This window comes from Natrarchaeobaculum sulfurireducens (assembly GCF_003430825.1).
GTDB classification, from domain to species: Archaea; Halobacteriota; Halobacteria; order Halobacteriales; family Natrialbaceae; genus Natrarchaeobaculum; species Natrarchaeobaculum sulfurireducens.
In genome coordinates this window covers 2405491-2422329 of record NZ_CP024047.1, presented here as the reverse complement: position 1 = coordinate 2422329, position 16839 = coordinate 2405491, and the positions used below count along the sequence as shown (strand labels likewise).

Here is a 16839-nt window from a genome sequence, read left to right as displayed (position 1 = left end):
ATTACTCGAGGTAGCCGAGATCAGCGAGTCGCTGCTCGACGCCGTCGTCTGCGGTTTCGACCGACACCCCGTCGTCGGTGCGCGGATAGGACTGGACGCCCACAGGGTTGACACACGGCAAGGGAGTCCCGTCCATTCGATCGCACGCCGGCACGTCGAGCGTGGCCAGGACGGTCGGGGCGATGTCGAACAGGTGTGCGTCACCGACGCCCGCGCCGTGGTCGACAGCTGCTCCGGAGAGGGCAACCGTTCCCTCGAGCTTGTGATTCCACGGCTCGGACGGCGGGCCGAACTGCTCGTCGCGAAGCGTCGCCGAGAGGAAGTGCTCGAAGTCGGCCGGGACGGTCACGACGTCGACGGCGCGCTCGCTTTCGGGACCGTGGAAGTACTCCTCGCGCGGGCGGACGTCCTCGAAGACCGGCTCGCCGTCGGGCGTCCGAACCGACCTGAGGGCGTCGATGAGCCGAGTCCGGACGGCTTCGTACTCGGCTTCTGGGACCACGCCATTGGGTTCGCGTCCCTCGAGGTTGATTCGGACGCCGAGTTCGATTCGTGAGCGAACGTACGCGCGTGATGCGGGGAAGTCGACCTGCTTGGCACCGGCGCTGACGACGCCCGCGGGGGCGTGTTTCGCAGCGACGTCGTCGAGGCCCAGGCGCTCGAGGACGGCCCCGATTCGCTGGCTGGTGAGGCCGGCACGGGCGGCGGTGGCCATCGCTCGTTCGCCCAGGCCGGGCCGGTGGTCGGTCGCCTCCGCACCCGCCTTGAGCGCGTCGTCGCGGACGGTCGCCCAGGTCGGCATGCCGTCGCCGCCGCGGCGCGTCTCGACGAGGCCTTCAGCGCGGAGGTACTCGTTGACGCGAAACTCGAGCCCGCGGTAGGGCCCCATCCCGTGGTCGCTGGCGACGATCACGGTGTCGGGGTCGTACACCTCGAGGATCGACTCGAGCTGGCGGTCGAGTTCGCGGTAGATCGTTCGGATGGCGGTGTCGTCGTCGGGGGCCTCGTGGTAGATCGAGTCGGTCCCCTGGAACTCGACGAAGCCGAACGCCGGATCGAACCGGTCGGCCAGGTAGCAAAACGCTTCCCCACGCATCCGGATGCAGTCGGCGTAGGCGCTGGCGAGGTCGGCAGCGTCCTCGTCCGGGTAGACGCGGTACTCGCCGATCGCCTCGCGGACTTCCTCGAGTAGTCCCTCTGGGTGACAGTCGGGGTCTTCGGGGGCGGTGTAGCCGGGGATCAACGCGCCATCGAACGCCCGCGGCGGGTGGGTTACGGGGGCGTTGACGACGACGCTCGAGAGGCCGTGGTCGTCCAGTAGCTCCCAGATCGTTGGCTCGCAAACGTCGCTCGCGTTCACCACGTCCCAGTCGTAGCCGTCGAATCGCAGAAAGCCGAAGACGCCGTGTTTGCCGGGGTTCTTCCCCGTATAGAGCGACGGCCACGCTGAGGCCGTCCACGGCGGGATCTGTGACTCGAGCGTCCCGTTAGGGCCGTCCCGGTAGATCGACTCGAGCGTCGGTACCTCGTCGTCCTCGAACAGCGGCGCGAGCACCCGGTCGCAGGCCGCGTCGATCCCGACGAGCAGGGTCCGGAGGGATGAGTTGTCGGTCATCGTCGTCGCCTCCGTCGCGGCGGTCCTTGGTTATGAAGCCGGTTATCCAGTGGGTTAGTTTCTGATAACTAAATCAGTCTACTATCAGGAAACAGGATCATGATCTAATTTTTACATAATAATAAACCAATCTATTCTCGGCAAACTGCAGTCTCTATTTATTCTGTTCTGTTGTTTGTGTACTCCGAAAGAGAATATGAAACATAAGTTATAGTCAAGGGGGCGACAATCAATGGTGGCCATTTAATATGGAATACTATGGACGTCGACCTCTACAGGATTATGTTCTTTTCGTTTACTCAATCCCGTACCTGACGGTTATATCTTCAGTAGAGTTAATTAAGACACAGACATCACCCTCGTCTCTTTTAAATTCTATTTTGCTCGATTTAGTGGCAACTTTGATACAGTAGGAGCGTGAATCATTGACGTACTGGCTATAATCCTGTTGTGAATTTGAATCAATAGTTCTCACTTCATCAAAAACGATCTCTGAAGACTCATTTTCAACTATTGTCAATTTGATGTTGTATGCATAATCAGCGCCATTAGTAATTGTGAGTGCATCGCTGGGCGAACAGGCCCCCGAGTTATTTCCATTTCCTACACATCCTGAAAGCAAGCCCATTGTAGAAAGCAAGTATGATCGTCGTCTCATGCAATTCACGTAGCAGTTTATAAACAAAAATTTATGCTTTTCTAATATATCTTATTGTATGGACCACCACAAATATCCTCTTCATCCTGATCAGTTGCAGTAAGCTGGTCTCCATCATCGTCCCTGTGTCTTTGCCATGCCTCTGGATTATTTGCTGATGTATAACCTAACGATCCGAATGAGATCGTTACTGATCCGCCCGCTTTTTGTTCGTCTAAGTGACTATAGACCGCCCAGACTTGACGAGACCCAGGCTCAAAACCGCTGTCCGCCTCTTTAAGCGGGGCTGCGAAATACCATGTTTCACCAGCATCACAGTAATCGTCCACGGAGCCATCATCAAACGAACAGGCAATACCGTTCTCGTTGTAATCCTCAGCTGAAACCGATACGTCGTCAGACATCCATGTCCCATCAACACCGTCAGGAACGTACCAAGCTCCCTCTTTGTACGTGAGTCCAATTCGATCATTAGCCGCCAGACTTGGGCTATGGCCGCACAGAGGAGTTCCATCAAATGTCCAAGAAACAAGTGCATAGGCAGAATTATAGTCGGAATTGCATGTTGGGCCATACATTGAGAGAGCTATCATAACCCACTGTTTGTGTTGCTGGCGATCGATTAGGTAATGAATATGGTCCCATTCGGGTCCCTACTTCACACTATCGTACAGCGACGCGGCCGCCCGCATCCCCCACGAGCCGTACTCGAGACTGAAGTAGGTCTCGAGGTCGGGGTTGAACTTCGCCTTGTAGCGGTTGATCCGGCGGGTGTCGGCCCCGACGAGGTCGTACGTCTCGAGCCCGCGTTCGCGAGCGTCGTCCATAATCGCCCAGTCCAGCAGGTCGTTGGTCGGCACGTCGACGTCGGCGTCGGTTCGTACGCCACCCATCCAGCGGCCCGTCCGCGAACCGTACTCGAGCGCCAGGATGCCGCCGACGAACTCGTCGTCGACGTGGAGGGCGTAGGGTGTGACGTGGCCGTTCGCCGACGCGTCAGCGAGGTCGAGGACGAACTCGAGCGGGACGTCGAAGCTGATCCCCTGGGATTCATACCGGTGTGTGACCTGCTCGTGGATCCGTTGGATCGACTCGCGGCCGCCGATGGTGATCTCGTAGGCGTCGTCGGCCGTGTTCCGGACGTTGCGTCGGGCGTCGCTGCTGAACGATCCGAGAATGTCGGCTTCATCACGCGTGAGGTCGACGGCGTACGTGTACTCCGGGGTGGCGTCGAAGCCCTCCCAGACGAACGGCCGAACGTCGGTAACGCCGGTCGACGTGCGGACGTGCCCGTACTTCGGATCGAGTTCGTCGTCGATCCACTCGAGACAGCCGTCGACGAACCGTGTCCGTCGTTTCTCTCGTTTCCGCTGTTTCAGTTTCCCCATGTTGAGAAACGCCGGGCCGAGGTAGGGCACGCGGAGGTGTGGCGGCGGCGAGAAGACTGTCCGCACGAATCCCTTCCGAAGCTCGAAGACGGGGAAGAGCCCGACCGGCTCCTGGCCCTTGAACCCGATCAGGGGATGGAGCGTCGCCCCCGCATGATCCGCCTGGACCGCGAGCGCCTCGAGTTCGTGACACAGTGTTCCCTGTGGCGAGCGGCCGACGTACTCGTTCCAGCGGGCACGGTCGTCGTCGGTAGCGACGCGGACGTCGACACTCATCCGGGCACCTCCCGACGACTCCCGTTGTCGGTCGCGCCCGGCCCGTCGATCGTTCTCGATTCCATGGCTTGCTGGTCACCGGATGTCCTCTTTGTAAGCGAGCCGTTTCCGACCACGGTGTGCCGTCGGTCGCTCGCCGAGTGCTTCGTGGTCAGCCGACCGCTCGAGCGGTGCAGGGGCTGAGCGCAACCAGCAGGAACTGGGAAGTCGGAACCAGCTCCGCTCTACGGGCGATGCCGCGCAGCGTTCGTCTCGGCCTGTCGTCGGGTCGATCACCAGCCAACGCGGCGGTCCGTCCCAGCGCCTGAAGCGGTCGTTCTGTGGCGGGTTATCCGACGAGTAACAATACCCGGATCGGTCGTGTTTCGAGTACCTAACGAATCTATGAAAGACAGACAGCGAGAAACGATTCAGCCGGTTTCGGCGACCGGCCAGGGGACCAGCAGTGTCACACCCCGCCTCCCGATCGATCTGCTCGGCGTCGCGGGTGTTGCTCTCATCGCAATCGTGTTGCTGGCGGTCGTCGAAGTCACCTCGCCGGTCGTTCGCGCGGTCGTCGGAGTCCCATTGCTGTTTCTCGCGCCCGGATACGCGACCGTTTCGATCCTCTTTCCGCGTGCGTCAGCGCTCGAGTCGGCCGACGACCGGCGGTTTCTCGGCCAGACCAGAACCGTCAGCGACGGGGAACGACTCGCACTCTCGTTCGGGCTGAGCGTCGCGCTCTTGCCGATGCTCGGGTTGACGATGGCCGCGGCCACCGTCGCGCTGACCGGCCCCGCAATCGTCACCACCGTCGGTGTGTTCGTCCTCGGCAGTGTGTTCGTGGCGGCGCTCAGACGAGGACGTGTCCCGGCAGGTGAACGGTATTCACTTCGACTCGGTCGGAAACTGGGTCGGCTCTGGGGGGCGATCGTCGGCGGCTCCGTGGTCCACACCGCGGTCAACGTAGTCCTCGTCGGCAGCATGCTCGTTGCCCTGACGAGCGTCGGGTACGGGTTCGTCTCGCCACAGCAGGGCGAAGGGTACACGAGCCTCGAGTTGCTTTCCGAAGACGACTCCGGCGAGTACGTCGCCAGCGACTACCCGACCGAGCTGGAGCCGGGCGACCCCATCGAACTGACCGTCGCCGTCGAGAATCAGGAGGGTGTTGACACCGAATACACGGCCGTCGTCCAGGAACAGTGGGTCGACGACAGCGACGTTATCGATCGGACGACACACGACGACATCAACCTCGCGGTCGGCGACGACGAGACCGTCCACGCCGACCTCGAGGTGACGCCCGACGCCGAGAGCGGAACCGTCCGCGTCGCCGTCTTGCTCTACGACGGCTCACCACCCGAGGAGCCGACGACCGACAACGCCTACCGGTACGGCTACGTCTGGGTCGACATCGACGAATCGCTCGAGGAGGACTGACGCCGGCGGTCAGACCGTAAGCTTATATTCGAACCGATGGGGGAGTTGGGGTTTTGATGACGATGCTGAAACCCAGCAGACGACGCGTGGAACGTATGCGTCTTGAAACCTTGGGGCCGCTTCGACCGGCCTGAAATCCCATGGTGGGGTTCCTCCGTGTTCACGCGGAGGAGGAGGTCACTCTTCCCTGCTCGAGCGGGTGACAGGGGTCAGCGTAGAGCCGCACCTGCCCGGTGGTCGATGTGGGGCCGCACCTGCCCGGTGGTCAGTGTGGAGCCGCGACTGTCCAGCGGTCAGTGTGGAGCCGCGACTGTCCAGCGGTCGGCATGCAGCCGCTGACGATCAGCTGATGGTCGTTCGTAACGAGCGTGTCTTGCAGTTGTCGCGGTTCGATTCTCATTCGACGTTCCATCTGATGCCCGCTCGAGCCGCGCTGGGATGTGTACTCGAGCGGCACAATATGGACTGTTCGAGCAGCGCTTGCAGCTGTTTCGAGCACCCCTGTCGACCGCCCGGTCCCGTTCGGATCTCATCTCCCTCGAAGTCTCGCATGTCATCGATGGCGACGGTATTGGGTCGCTTACGGTCAGCAACTGGTGAATAACAAGGTCGATTATCGGCCAACGACGCAGCAGCTTCGAATGTCCAGTCACTCCGCAGCCGACGATCCGTTCCAGAAGCTGGTGCTCTCGGTCGGCTTCCTCGCCGTCGCCGCGAGCGCCTTCCTCGCGCGGGAATCGCCAGCGACCGGCTACGAGCTGTCGATTTACACGATGACTCCGATGGCGGTCTGGGCGGGGCTCTTGTTTGCACTGGCGGTTGCACTCGCTGTCGCGTTCGTCCCGACTGCGAGCGAACGGTCGCCTGTTCGATCACTGGCGGTCGGCCTCGGCGGTCTGGTCGTCTTCACCTTCGCGAGCACACCGATCCTGCGTGGCTACCGCTACATGGGTCAACACGACGCGTTGACCCACCTCGGCTGGGCTCGCGGGATCAGCGAGGGGACGGTTAGTCCGTTCGACCTCTTCTATCCGGGGATCCACACGGTGTCGGTGCTGGTCAGTTCAGTGCTCGAGGTCCCGCTCGAGCGGGGGCTGTTCGTCGTCGTCCTCGTCTCGATGCTCGTCTTCTGGACGTTCATCTCACTCACCGTCTGGACGATCACGGAGAGTCGGGTCGCGACCATCGTCGCTGCGTTCTCGGCGTTCTTGTTGTTGCCGGTGACGACGCTTTCGATGTATCTCACCCCCCACGCGATGTCCCAGGCGGTGCTGTTCTCGGCGCTGTTGTGTTATCTGTTCGTGTCGTATCTCCGGACGGATCGCGACCGAGCGGCGGTTACGGGGGTCGGCGCCGCGTTCGCGATCGCCGGCATCGCAGCCGTCATCTACCATCCACAGCTTCTGGCCCACCTGATCGCCGCGTTCGTCGCAGTCTGTGTCGTCCAATTTCTCGCCCGACGCGTCTCTCGAGCCGGCCCAATCGCCGACCAGACGCCGATGTACGGCCAGGTACTGTTCTTGATCGGGCTCTTTCTCGTCTGGACTGCAAATCACGGCTTCTTCAGTGACACGATTAGCTACTTTCTCGCATCGGTAGTCGAGTTCGTCCGCAGCGGTGGCGGCACTCCGGGCGGCTCGGCCCAGACTCAAGGCGAGTCCGTCGCGGCTATCGGCGGCAGCATCCTCGAACTCTTTTTTAGGCTCTTTACGCCACAGCTGGTGTTTTCGATACTCGCAGGTCTGTTCGGGCTGGCTGCTCTCTTTGTGACCCGATCAGTATGGGTTCGACGAGTTCGTCCCGAGTCCGTCTACTTCGTCGCCGGGCTGGTCGCACTCGTTCCAGTCTTTTTCATGTACTTCTTCGCCTCCGGCTCGAGCATGTACTTCCGGGTCTTCGGCCTCATGATGGTCTTCATAACGATCCTCGGAGCGCTCGCGATCGCCGGCATCGGGGCTCGGCTCTCGAGTGCTGGATCGACCGACGGCTCGAGTGGGGGGGCTGACGGCTCGAGCAGTACATCTGGTGGCTCGAGAGAGAAGCCGAACGGCCCTATTGTCGGCCATCCAGCGTTCGCTCTCGTCTTCGCGCTGTTGCTCGTCCTGTCGCTGGTCGCGATCTTTCCGTCACCGTACACCTACGCACCGTCACCACACGTCAGCGAGACGACGATGAGCGGCTACGAGACTGCCTTCGCATCGCAAGACGAGGAGGTCGACTACCTCGGCCTTCGTGACGGCCCGAACCGGTTCGACGACGCCGTAAACGGTAACGAACAGCGGAGTCACTATCATTTCAACGTCGACGCGGCCACGCTTAGAGGCGACGTCTCGAGCGAGTACGACGAGGACCGGTACCTGGTGCTGACGGAAATGGACTACGAACGCGAAGTAAGCGCCTACCACGGACTGCGGTACACCGAGGGCGACCTGGCCGCCGTCGAGTCCCAGCCCAACGTCGATCGTATCCAGTCGAACGGCGAGTTCGACCGCTACTACGTCCACGATACGTCGCCGGACGTGTGAGCACACTGCGTTCGGCCGTCAGGCGGAGACCTCTCAGACGAGAACAGCACACACGAGGATGTGGGAGCTTGCGGGTCGGCGAATCCCCCGACAGAGACGGGGACCGGGAGTCGGGGATCCCTCCCACCACGCAAGAATTTGTGAAGCAGGTATTATACTCGGGCGAGGAGGATCACGTATGACGTTTCTCGTCGCAACCGATGGCTCGGCGGTCAGTGATACAGCAGTCGAACACGCGGCACACGAAGCGAGCACGTGGGAGACGTCGTTACAGGTCGTCCACGTGTTGACTCCCGAGACCGAGTTCGTCGATGGGAACCTCGTCCTCCCTGGCGAAGCGGAGGCGATCGAACACGGCGAACGAACGCTCGAGCAGGCCGAACAAGTGGCCGCTGAGACGGCGGCCGACCACGACACCGAGATCGAAATCGAGACCGAACTGCTGGCCGGTCGGCCCGCGGAGTCGATCGCCGAATACGCCGAGAAAGCGGACGTTCGCGGCATCTACGTGGGTCACCGCGGGTTCTCGGACAAGCGCGAGCAGGTGGTCGGCAGCGTCGCGAAGACGGTCGTCGACAAAGCGACCGTACCCGTAACGATCATCAAGTAGCCCAACCCGGATTCGTCGTCGGGTTTTCGCTGAACTAGTCGGCCCCGTCGGTGTGGTCGACGACCGCGGCGTCTCGAGCGCTGGCGAGTTCGCGGAGTCCCTCCTCGAGCGAGATCGATGGCTCGTATCCCAGACGCTCCCGGACGTTCGAGAGATCTGCACGGCTGCGTTCGACGTCGCCTTCGCGCGGATCGGTGTGGACGATTTCCGAGTCGGAGCCAGTCACCTTCCGGATCAGTTCCGCAAGTTCGCGCACGGAGACGGCATCGCCGGTCGCGACGTTGTACGCCTTACCGACGCGATCGGTCGTCGCCGCGAGGCAGTTGGCCTCGACGACGTCGTCGACGTGGACGAAATCACGGGTCTGCGTGCCCGCACCATGGACCGTGATGGGCTCGTTCCGTCGTGCTTGCTCGAGAAAAACGTCGATGACGCCGCTGTAGTCGCCGCCTCGCTGGCCTGGCCCGTAGACGTTGAAATACCGCAGCGCGACCGTCTCGAGGCCGTAGAGGTCGTGATAGAGTCTCGCGTAGTGGTCGACGGTCAGCTTTTCGAGGCCGTACGGTGACTGGGGCTGTTTCGGCGCGGACTCGGGGATCGGGACCGTCTCGGGGTCGCCGTAGATCGCCGCGCTCGAGGCGAGCACGGCCCGGGCGTCCGCGTCGCGAGCCGCCTCGAGGACGGCGATCGTTCCGTCGACATTCGTCACGTGGGAGGTGGTTGGATCTGAGACGGACGCGCCGACGCTGACGAGTGCCGCCTGGTGGAAGACGACGTCGACGCCGACCATCGCCTCGGCGAGGGCGTCGGTGTCTCGAAGATCGGCCTCGAGGAGCGTTGTGTCGGCGGGAACTGCGCCTGGATCGCCGTTCTCGAGGGAGTCGAGGACGACCACGTCGGCGTCGGGTGTGAGGCGTCGGGCCAGGTGCGAGCCGATGAAGCCAGCACCCCCAGTCACGAGCACGCGCTTGTCCGAGAGGGGTGACATCGATCCTCCGTTCCACGAACGCTGTGTTAGTCCCTTTGGACGGTTGCACGAGGTGCAGGCCGTGGTGGCCAGCACGGCCGACGGATCGACTGTCTGCGGACTCGCCGGTAGCACGGCCGAGAAGCTGCCGTCGTCGGTCGGTCCGATCGGTTGGTGTTCATGACCGATTCCATACTCACTCTCTCTGGTCCGACCTGGGTTAGCTCCGGCCTGAAGCGAACGAGATGGCGCTGTCGTGCGTTGGCTCCTTTGTCCTCGGGATTACCCGGCGTTCTCGACGGTAACAGGGCTATAACAAGGTGTCGATCAGGTGACTGTTCGCGTAGCTTCGATGACATGGTCCGACCACTTTCAGCGTTCGATACGGACGGTTCGACTCGGGTCCCGGCGTCCCAACGGCGGTCAGCCGGCCGTGATAGCGGACGAAGCGTGATGGGACCGGATGTGCCCGATTGGATCGGTGGGGTCCGACTCGAGCGACTTTTGGGACCAGGTTCGCTGCAGGAACGCAATCGATGTCGGTGACGGCGCGGATCGCCAGCGGCTTCAAGGCGAACCTGGTGGCGAAAGTCGTCGAGGTCGGCGTCAACGGTCTGTTGATCCTGCTGTTGACTCGGGTGTTCCTGACGAGCGAGGAGTACGGACTGCTCTACCTGGCGATTTCGATCATCAGCATCGCGATCTTTTTCAGCCAGTTCGGACTCGCCAAGTCGGCGGCCAGGTACGTGACCGAGTACCGGAAGACGGACCCCTCGAAGGTCCCGCTCATCGTCCGCCGGTCGCTGCTGTTCAATCTCGTAGCGATCGTGATCGTATCCGGTGTCTTCGTTGCGTTCCGGCAATCGATCGCCGCCTGGGTCGGTGAACCCGAACTGCTGACATTGCTCGTGCTCGGGGTGGGATTCATCGTTGCTCGCACCCTGCGATCGTACGCCTATTTCCTGTGCCAGGGGTTCAACCGCGTCTCCTGGAGTGCGGGACTCTCGATCGTCTCGAACCTGGGCCATCTCACGTTCGTCGTCGGCTTTCTGGCTCTCGGATACGGTGTCCCCGGTGCGATTCTCGGCTACACCATTGGCTACGGGCTCGGAGCGGTCGTTGGCCTGCTCGTCCTCTATCGCTGGCTCGCTCACATTCCGACCGACCGACTCGCTGACGAGTCGGACGACGATCCCAAAACCACCGAGATCGACCGTAACGACTCGAGCGAGACGGGGCTCACGCGACGCCTCCTCGAGTATAGCCTGCCGCTGTCGATCACCGGCGCGTCGTCGATCATGTTCAAACGCGTCGACATCGTCCTCGTAGGGGCGTTCCTGACGCCCGTCGCGGTCGCATACTACACGCTGGCCAAGCAACTGACGGAGTTCGTCGCAGCGCCGGCCAGTTCGCTCGGGTTTGCGCTTGCGCCGACGTTCGGTGAGTCGAAGTCGACCGACGATCTGGATCGTGCCGCCCGGATCTACGAGACGACCTTCGAGCACACCCTGCTGTTTTACATCCCTGCTGCGACGGGGATCGTACTCGTCGCCGACCCGGCGATCAGACACGTCTTCGGGCCGGACTACCTCGGTGCGATCCCGATCGTTCAGGTCCTCGCCCTGTTCGTCGTCCTCGAGTCGATCAACAAACTCACCAACGGGGCACTCGACTTCCTCGGCCGTGCCCGACATCGGGCGATGTCGAAAGGCAGTGCGGCGACGATCAATGTCGGGCTCAACATTGCCCTGATCCCGACGATCGGGCCGGTCGGTGCAGCGATCTCGACGGTGATCAGCTACGCGATCATGGCAACGGTCAACCTCTATCTGATCCACAGCGAGCTGTCGCTGTCCGTCCGGCGGCTCGTCGGAACGGCGTTCAAGACGTGTACCGTCGCCGTCGGCATGGCGCTCGTCGTCGTGCTGTTGTTGCCGTACGTCTCGAGTATCGTCTCGCTGGTCGCGCTCGTGGCCGTCGGCGTCGTCGCCTGGCTGATGCTGGCGGTCGGCAGCGGCATGCTCGACCTCCGGTGGGCGGTCTCACAGCTCAGCTAACCGACGCCCGCCGCCCGTCTTTTCCGTCGTCGCAGGATTCGCTGGACGCACCCGATCGGTTTTCCTGAGAGTCGATACCAGCCGACAGTCTTTGTTAAAGACTGGTCTGATTAACGGAGTCTTACTTCCACCAGACGTTCTTCGCAGGGAGTGTATGAGCGATACAGCGACGTTCGTGGACGATCGACCCGCACTCGACCGCCGTTCGTACCTGAAAGTCGCCGCAGGCGCGGCTGTACTAAGCGCCGTCGGCGTCGGCTCGGCGGCTGCCGAGGAGGACTACGACGTGATCGAGGTTTCGGCTGGCGACACGTATACGGTCCAACTCGGCGACGGCGACACGCTCGAGAACACCCTGATCGACATCTCGGCTGATGGCGCTCAGTATCAGATTACTGCCACGGGCTCTGACTGGCAGATTCGAAACGTCGGCGTCAGCGGCGTCTGGGACGGCCACGAGAAGGCCGAACCGATCTCTGTCAGCGTCCCCGACGCTGGTAGCTCGGCTCGCATCGAGAACCTCTATCTGGGTGATGGTGCTCACGACGATACGTATCCAGGCGCGACCGGGATCTTCGTCTCGCCGGGCCACGCGGGCGTTCTCGAGATCGACCGGGTAAATATCCAGGGCTACCCCGACAATGCCATTTACGGCAGTGGCCCCGGCAATCCGTCGAACCACTCGACGCAGGGTGCCGGCGGTGAGGTTCACATCACGAACTCCTTCGCGGCAGACTGTCGTGCAGGTGGGTTCCGCATCGGGACGAACGGTTCGTACGCCGAGAACTGCGTCGCCGTCGGCTGTGATCGTAACTTCTGGGGCTTCTACGAGGAAACCGAGGTCATCGACTGTGACTTCTCCGACGCCGAGATGGGTGACATCGGCACCGGGGACGGCCACTGGGGCGAAAACGCGTCGGTCGTCGTCACGGACACGCGCTTCGAGACGAGCGTCGAACACTCCGGCAGCGTGGTCGGCGAGTCGGCCGACGATGTCGACCGATCCGAACCCGAAGACGTCGACGGGGTTCCCCTGACCGCCGAGGAAGCTGCCGCTGGCACCGCGAGCGACCCCACCGACTCCGACGACGATGGAGACCAGAGCGATCAGGAAGAGCCGGCAGACGAGGGGGAGACACCGGACGATTCGGACGATCAAACCGACGACGAAGCGGACGAGCGAGACGACGAGTCGGACGAAACGGCACCCGACGACGACGGCGAGCGTGAGGGTCGCATGAACTTTCAGACGATTCTGAGGGTTCTCTTTAGCTGACCCTCTGGATTTAAAGACTGACCAGGTTAACGGATTCTTACTTCGGCTGGACGGTCTTCGCTCGAGACGTATGACCGACAAGCAGGATGCAGTATCCCCCTTCTCTGGCAAGGCACTCCTCGATCGACGCTCGTGGCTGAAGGTGGCCGCGGGGGCGGTAACGATGGGGGCCATCGGTGCGGGAACGGCCGCCGCCGACGAAGACTACGACGTGATCCGAGTCCCAGCAGGAGACACCTACCGGGTACAACTCGGCACCGGCGACACGCTCGAGAACACCGTGATCGATATCAGCGCCAGCGGGGCGCGATACCAGATCAACGCGGTCGGGAGCAACTGGACGATCCGCAACGTCGGCGTCCGTGGTGTCTGGGACGGCTACGACAAGGCCGAACCCCTGATCGTGAGCGTTCCCGACGCCGGCGGCTCGGCCCGTATCGAGAACCTCTACCTGGGTGACGGTGCCCACGACGACACGTACCCCGGCGCGACCGGGATCTTCGTCTCGCCGAACCACGCCGGTGTCCTCGAGATCGACCGGGTAAACATCCAGGGCTACCCCGACAACGCCATCTACGGCAGCGGCCCCGGCAACCCATCGAATCACTCGAGCACCGGTGCCGGCGGTGAAGTGCACATCACGAACTCCTTCGCGGCGGACTGTCGTGCAGGTGGGTTCCGGATCGGGACGAACGGCTCGTACGTCGAGAACTGCGTCGCCGTCGGCTGCGATCGTAACTTCTGGGGCTTCTACGAGGAGACCGAGGCGATCGACTGTGACTTCTCGAACGCACGCCTCGGCGACGTCGGGACCGGCGACGGCCACTGGGGGGCGAACGCGCGCGCTCGAGTGACCGACACTCGCTTCGGGACCACCGTCGAGCACTCCGGACAGGTCCTCGGCGAGTCCGCCGGTTCCCCTCAGCGATCCGAGCCCGAAGCCATCGAGGGCGTCCCCCTCACTGCGGAGGACGCCGCGTCGGGCTCGTCTGGCTCGTCCGAACCACCATCATCCGGCGAGCCAGACGACGGTGACGACGAGGACGAGACCGACGACGAAGACGACCTCGAGGGCGGCGACGAGCACCTGCTGGCGTTCGTCACCGAGCCCGAGGCCCAACTCGCCGGCTACGAGTTCACGGCGGATGGCCCGGTCGAGTTTGCCGAAGCGCCGTACGAAACCCCCTCCGGCGGCAGTATCGAAGGCGGGACGTTCGAGGCGGAAGACTTCGTCGACGAAGACGGCGAGGGCTGGCGGGCGGGCGGCGTCACCGGCGGCGGCCAGGGTGACGCGTTCCTCGTCGACGGGCCGATCACGTCGATCGACCTCGAGCAGCCCGACGTGATGTGGGTCGAACTCGACGGCGAACGGATGGACCCCGAGGAAATCGTCGACGAAACCGCCGGCGACGACACCGAGGACGATTCGGACGAGGAGGACGAAGAGGGAAATGAGCGCCTCCTCGCGTTCGTCACGGAGCCGAACGCGAGGCTTGCCGGCTACGAGTTCACGGCGGACGCACCAGTCGAGTTCGCAAAAGCGGATTACGAGACACCGTCCGGTGGCAGCATCGAGGGTGGCACCTTCGTTGCCGAAGACTTCGTCGAGGAGGCAGACGACGGCACCTGGCGAGCGGGTGGTGTCAGCGGCGGCGGCCAGGGTGACGCGTTCCTCGTCGACGGGCCGATCACGTCGATCGACATCGAACAGCCCGACGTGATGTGGGTCGAACTCGATAGCGAACGGATGGACCCCGACGAGATTCTCGAGGAGACGGCGGGAAACGAGAACGGCAGTAACGGCGACTCGGAGGACGAAGCGGGAAACGAGAACGGCGGTGACGACTCGAACGAGGCGTTACGGAAGGCGATCGTCATCGACGGTACCGACGCCGACGGGCCGAGCACCTACTCGTTCGAGGTCTCTGGCGCGGTCGAACCCTCGACCTACCGTGGCGCAACGATCGACGACGATACGGTGGTCGACGGCGGGGCCGTCGAGGGCACCGTCGACGGAACGAAAGACGCCTACCGATTCACCGGCGACGTGACCGGCTTCTGGCTCTCCGGCGACGCGACCGTCGACCTCGAGTACGACGCTCGCTGACAGTCTCGACGTCGGCGCGTCGTTTCGAGACCCACCGAACGGACTCGAGCAGATGCGGGTTCGACGGGGTACGCCGACACGAATCGTGATCCGACGGCGACTACTTCACTCCCCGTCGAGCGTAGGTCGGTACTACTCGGGGTAACTCGAGGGATAACAAAGTCTCACAGCGGTGAGACCGTATCTGATTCATGACTGTCGACTCCAGTGAGGCCGGTCGGGCGTTCGTTCTCGGTATCGACGGCGTCCCCTGGACCCTCCTGTCGGACTGGGCCGCGGCGGGAACGCTGCCGAACTTCGAACGACTCATCGAAGAAGGGGTCGCTGCCCCACTCGAGAGCACGACGCCGCCGACGACGCCGACCGCCTGGCCGTCGATCGCGACCGGCGTCTGGCCGGACAAACACGGGATCTACGGCTTCCAGCGGGTCGAGTCCGACTACACGCCCGAAATGAACACGAGCACGTCACTCGAGCGACCGGCGCTGTGGGATCTGCTCTCGCCGGCGACCGTCGGGAACGTGCCGATGTCCTATCCGGCGAGCGAGATTGACGGCACCATGGTTTCGGGGATGATTGCCCCGTCGATGAACGAGCGGTTTACCCACCCGCCTGAACTGGTGGACGAGATCGAGGCCGAGATTCCGTCGTATCAGATCGGACTTAACTGGTACGACTACGCCGACGCCGAAGAGCGTTTTACGGCGGACCTCGGGTCGCTGCTCGCTGCCCGTCGGGCACTGATGGACCGGCTCATGGAGATCGATGACTGGCGACTGTTCTTTTTCGTCTACACGGCTCCCGACCGACTCCAGCACCTCATCTGGGAGGAAGACGTCGTCCTCGAACACTACCTCCAGCTCGACGACATTCTGGAGGACGTCCTCGACTACGTCGACGCACACGACGCCACACTCTACGTCGTCTCCGACCACGGCTTCGGTCCGATATCGCAGTTCGTTCACCTGAACACCGTGCTTTCGGAGGCGGGCTACCTCGAGCAAAAGTCCCAGAACGCGACTCGAAACTCGCTGTCACAGCTTGGGGTCACCAAATCGAACCTCCTGAACGCCGTCAAGCGAGTGGGGATCGACGAGAAGCGGGTCGTCAAGACCCTCCCGAAACGGCTCGTCGACGGCATCGCAGAGCAGGTGCCGGGCGAGCACGCGCTGTACGACGTCGACTTCTCTGAGACGGTCGCCTTCGCTCACGGACCGGGCTACGTCTACGTCAACGACACCGAGCGATTCGACCGCGGCACCGTTGCCCCCGAAGACGTCCAGTCGGTCAAACGCGAGTTGCAGACTCTGTTCGAGGACCTGACCGATCCCGAAACCGGGGAGCCCGCGCTGTCGGTCTCCGACGGCGACGAGGTGTTCTCGACCGACGACGACTCGCCGGACCTCGTCGTCGTCGGGCGAGACGGCTACGAACACAAGACGAAGATCGCAGCGCAGGTGTTCACCCCGGCGGGTACCAAGGCAGCGAGTCACCGCAGCGAGGGCGTCTTCTTCGCGTACGGCCCCGGCATCGAGGCGACGGGACCGGTCGACGGCCTCGAGGTCGTCGACGTCGCCCCGACGCTGCTTCACAGCGTCGGCGAGTCGATCCCAGATCACGTCGACGGAACGGTCCGAACCGACCTCTTCTCGACGGCGCGCGATCCGACCGTCGAGGACGTCGACGTCGCGACGAGTGAGGGCACCGAAACGGCCGACGACGATTTCGGGGACGTAGAGGATCGCTTGCGCGGCCTGGGATACATGGACTGACGACCGGACGAGGTGTACTGAGCCGCGAGCGCGCGATGCGGTCGCTTGGGTGTCGAATCCGTTCTTCTCGAGGTGTCGATCGGCGAATTAGCGACGGATCGGGAGAAGGGGGTCCGCTACTGCGTTAGGCTGGGTGCCCCTCGAGACGGCACCACCTCTGCTTGTGTTT

General features: G+C 62.8%; 12 protein-coding genes. 7 read left to right on the top strand and 5 right to left on the bottom strand.

What is annotated here, in order from left to right; genetic code table 11:
- Position 1 precedes the first annotated feature (1 nt).
- From AArc1_RS12985 to AArc1_RS12975, 4 genes are all read right to left on the bottom strand, one after another.
- A complete protein-coding gene (locus tag AArc1_RS12985; protein WP_117364777.1) occupies positions 2–1615 on the bottom strand; it encodes an alkaline phosphatase family protein in 1614 nt (537 codons plus the stop codon).
- Positions 1616–1910: 295 nt separating this feature from the next.
- Positions 1911–2273, bottom strand: a complete 363-nt coding sequence (locus AArc1_RS18525) for a hypothetical protein (protein WP_133412355.1) — start codon at positions 2271–2273, stop codon at positions 1911–1913.
- Positions 2274–2314: 41 nt separating this feature from the next.
- Positions 2315–2677: a hypothetical protein gene (locus AArc1_RS18520; protein ID WP_133412354.1), complete on the bottom strand. Its 363-nt coding sequence runs from the start codon at positions 2675–2677 to the stop codon at positions 2315–2317.
- A 249-nt stretch (positions 2678–2926) separates the two neighbouring features.
- The gene (locus tag AArc1_RS12975; RefSeq protein ID WP_117364775.1) at positions 2927–3937 is read right to left on the bottom strand and encodes a lipid II:glycine glycyltransferase FemX; all 1011 of its coding nucleotides are present in this window, start codon (positions 3935–3937) and stop codon (positions 2927–2929) included.
- A gap of 384 nt (positions 3938–4321) precedes the next feature.
- Here AArc1_RS12975 and AArc1_RS12970 point away from each other — a divergent pair, with 384 nt between their 5' ends.
- The 3 genes from AArc1_RS12970 to AArc1_RS12960 all read left to right on the top strand — a co-directional run bounded on the left by AArc1_RS12970 (position 4322) and on the right by AArc1_RS12960 (position 8491).
- On the top strand, positions 4322–5356 hold the full coding sequence (locus tag AArc1_RS12970; RefSeq protein ID WP_117364774.1) for a DUF1616 domain-containing protein: 1035 nt from the start codon (positions 4322–4324) through the stop codon (positions 5354–5356).
- Between the two features lie 641 nt (positions 5357–5997).
- A complete protein-coding gene (locus AArc1_RS12965) occupies positions 5998–7881 on the top strand; it encodes an MFS transporter (RefSeq protein ID WP_117364773.1) in 1884 nt (627 codons plus the stop codon).
- A 178-nt stretch (positions 7882–8059) separates the two neighbouring features.
- Positions 8060–8491 carry a universal stress protein gene (locus tag AArc1_RS12960; RefSeq protein WP_117364772.1) on the top strand — a complete coding sequence of 144 codons (432 nt, stop codon included), beginning with the start codon at positions 8060–8062 and terminating at the stop codon, positions 8489–8491.
- Positions 8492–8525: 34 nt separating this feature from the next.
- Here AArc1_RS12960 and AArc1_RS12955 read toward each other — a convergent pair whose 3' ends face one another.
- Positions 8526–9479 carry an NAD-dependent epimerase/dehydratase family protein gene (locus AArc1_RS12955; RefSeq protein WP_117364771.1) on the bottom strand — a complete coding sequence of 318 codons (954 nt, stop codon included), beginning with the start codon at positions 9477–9479 and terminating at the stop codon, positions 8526–8528.
- 515 nt (positions 9480–9994) lie between these two features.
- Here AArc1_RS12955 and AArc1_RS12950 point away from each other — a divergent pair.
- The 4 genes from AArc1_RS12950 to AArc1_RS12935 all read left to right on the top strand — a co-directional run bounded on the left by AArc1_RS12950 (position 9995) and on the right by AArc1_RS12935 (position 16670).
- Positions 9995–11515: a flippase gene (locus tag AArc1_RS12950; RefSeq protein WP_117364770.1), complete on the top strand. Its 1521-nt coding sequence runs from the start codon at positions 9995–9997 to the stop codon at positions 11513–11515.
- Positions 11516–11669: 154 nt separating this feature from the next.
- Entirely contained in the window at positions 11670–12791 is a 1122-nt protein-coding gene (locus tag AArc1_RS12945) for a hypothetical protein (protein WP_117364769.1), read from the top strand.
- 70 nt (positions 12792–12861) lie between these two features.
- A complete protein-coding gene (locus AArc1_RS12940) occupies positions 12862–14898 on the top strand; it encodes a hypothetical protein (RefSeq protein WP_117364768.1) in 2037 nt (678 codons plus the stop codon).
- 191 nt (positions 14899–15089) lie between these two features.
- Positions 15090–16670, top strand: a complete 1581-nt coding sequence (locus AArc1_RS12935) for an alkaline phosphatase family protein (protein ID WP_117364767.1) — start codon at positions 15090–15092, stop codon at positions 16668–16670.
- Positions 16671–16839 lie beyond the last annotated feature (169 nt).

Excerpts from the sequence above, each read along its gene's own strand:
- AArc1_RS12975 (WP_117364775.1), bottom strand. The coding sequence starts at position 3,937 with ATGAGTGTCGACGTCCGCGTCGCTACCGACGACGACCGTGCCCGCTGG.
- AArc1_RS12960 (WP_117364772.1), top strand. The coding sequence starts at position 8,060 with ATGACGTTTCTCGTCGCAACCGATGGCTCGGCGGTCAGTGATACAGCA.
- AArc1_RS18525 (WP_133412355.1), bottom strand. The coding sequence starts at position 2,273 with ATGAGACGACGATCATACTTGCTTTCTACAATGGGCTTGCTTTCAGGA.
- AArc1_RS12945 (WP_117364769.1), top strand. The coding sequence starts at position 11,670 with ATGAGCGATACAGCGACGTTCGTGGACGATCGACCCGCACTCGACCGC.
- AArc1_RS12950 (WP_117364770.1), top strand. The coding sequence starts at position 9,995 with ATGTCGGTGACGGCGCGGATCGCCAGCGGCTTCAAGGCGAACCTGGTG.
- AArc1_RS12970 (WP_117364774.1), top strand. The coding sequence starts at position 4,322 with ATGAAAGACAGACAGCGAGAAACGATTCAGCCGGTTTCGGCGACCGGC.
- AArc1_RS12955 (WP_117364771.1), bottom strand. The coding sequence starts at position 9,479 with ATGTCACCCCTCTCGGACAAGCGCGTGCTCGTGACTGGGGGTGCTGGC.
- AArc1_RS12940 (WP_117364768.1), top strand. The coding sequence starts at position 12,862 with ATGACCGACAAGCAGGATGCAGTATCCCCCTTCTCTGGCAAGGCACTC.
- AArc1_RS12985 (WP_117364777.1), bottom strand. The coding sequence starts at position 1,615 with ATGACCGACAACTCATCCCTCCGGACCCTGCTCGTCGGGATCGACGCG.
- AArc1_RS12935 (WP_117364767.1), top strand. The coding sequence starts at position 15,090 with ATGACTGTCGACTCCAGTGAGGCCGGTCGGGCGTTCGTTCTCGGTATC.
- AArc1_RS18520 (WP_133412354.1), bottom strand. The coding sequence starts at position 2,677 with ATGTCTGACGACGTATCGGTTTCAGCTGAGGATTACAACGAGAACGGT.
- AArc1_RS12965 (WP_117364773.1), top strand. The coding sequence starts at position 5,998 with ATGTCCAGTCACTCCGCAGCCGACGATCCGTTCCAGAAGCTGGTGCTC.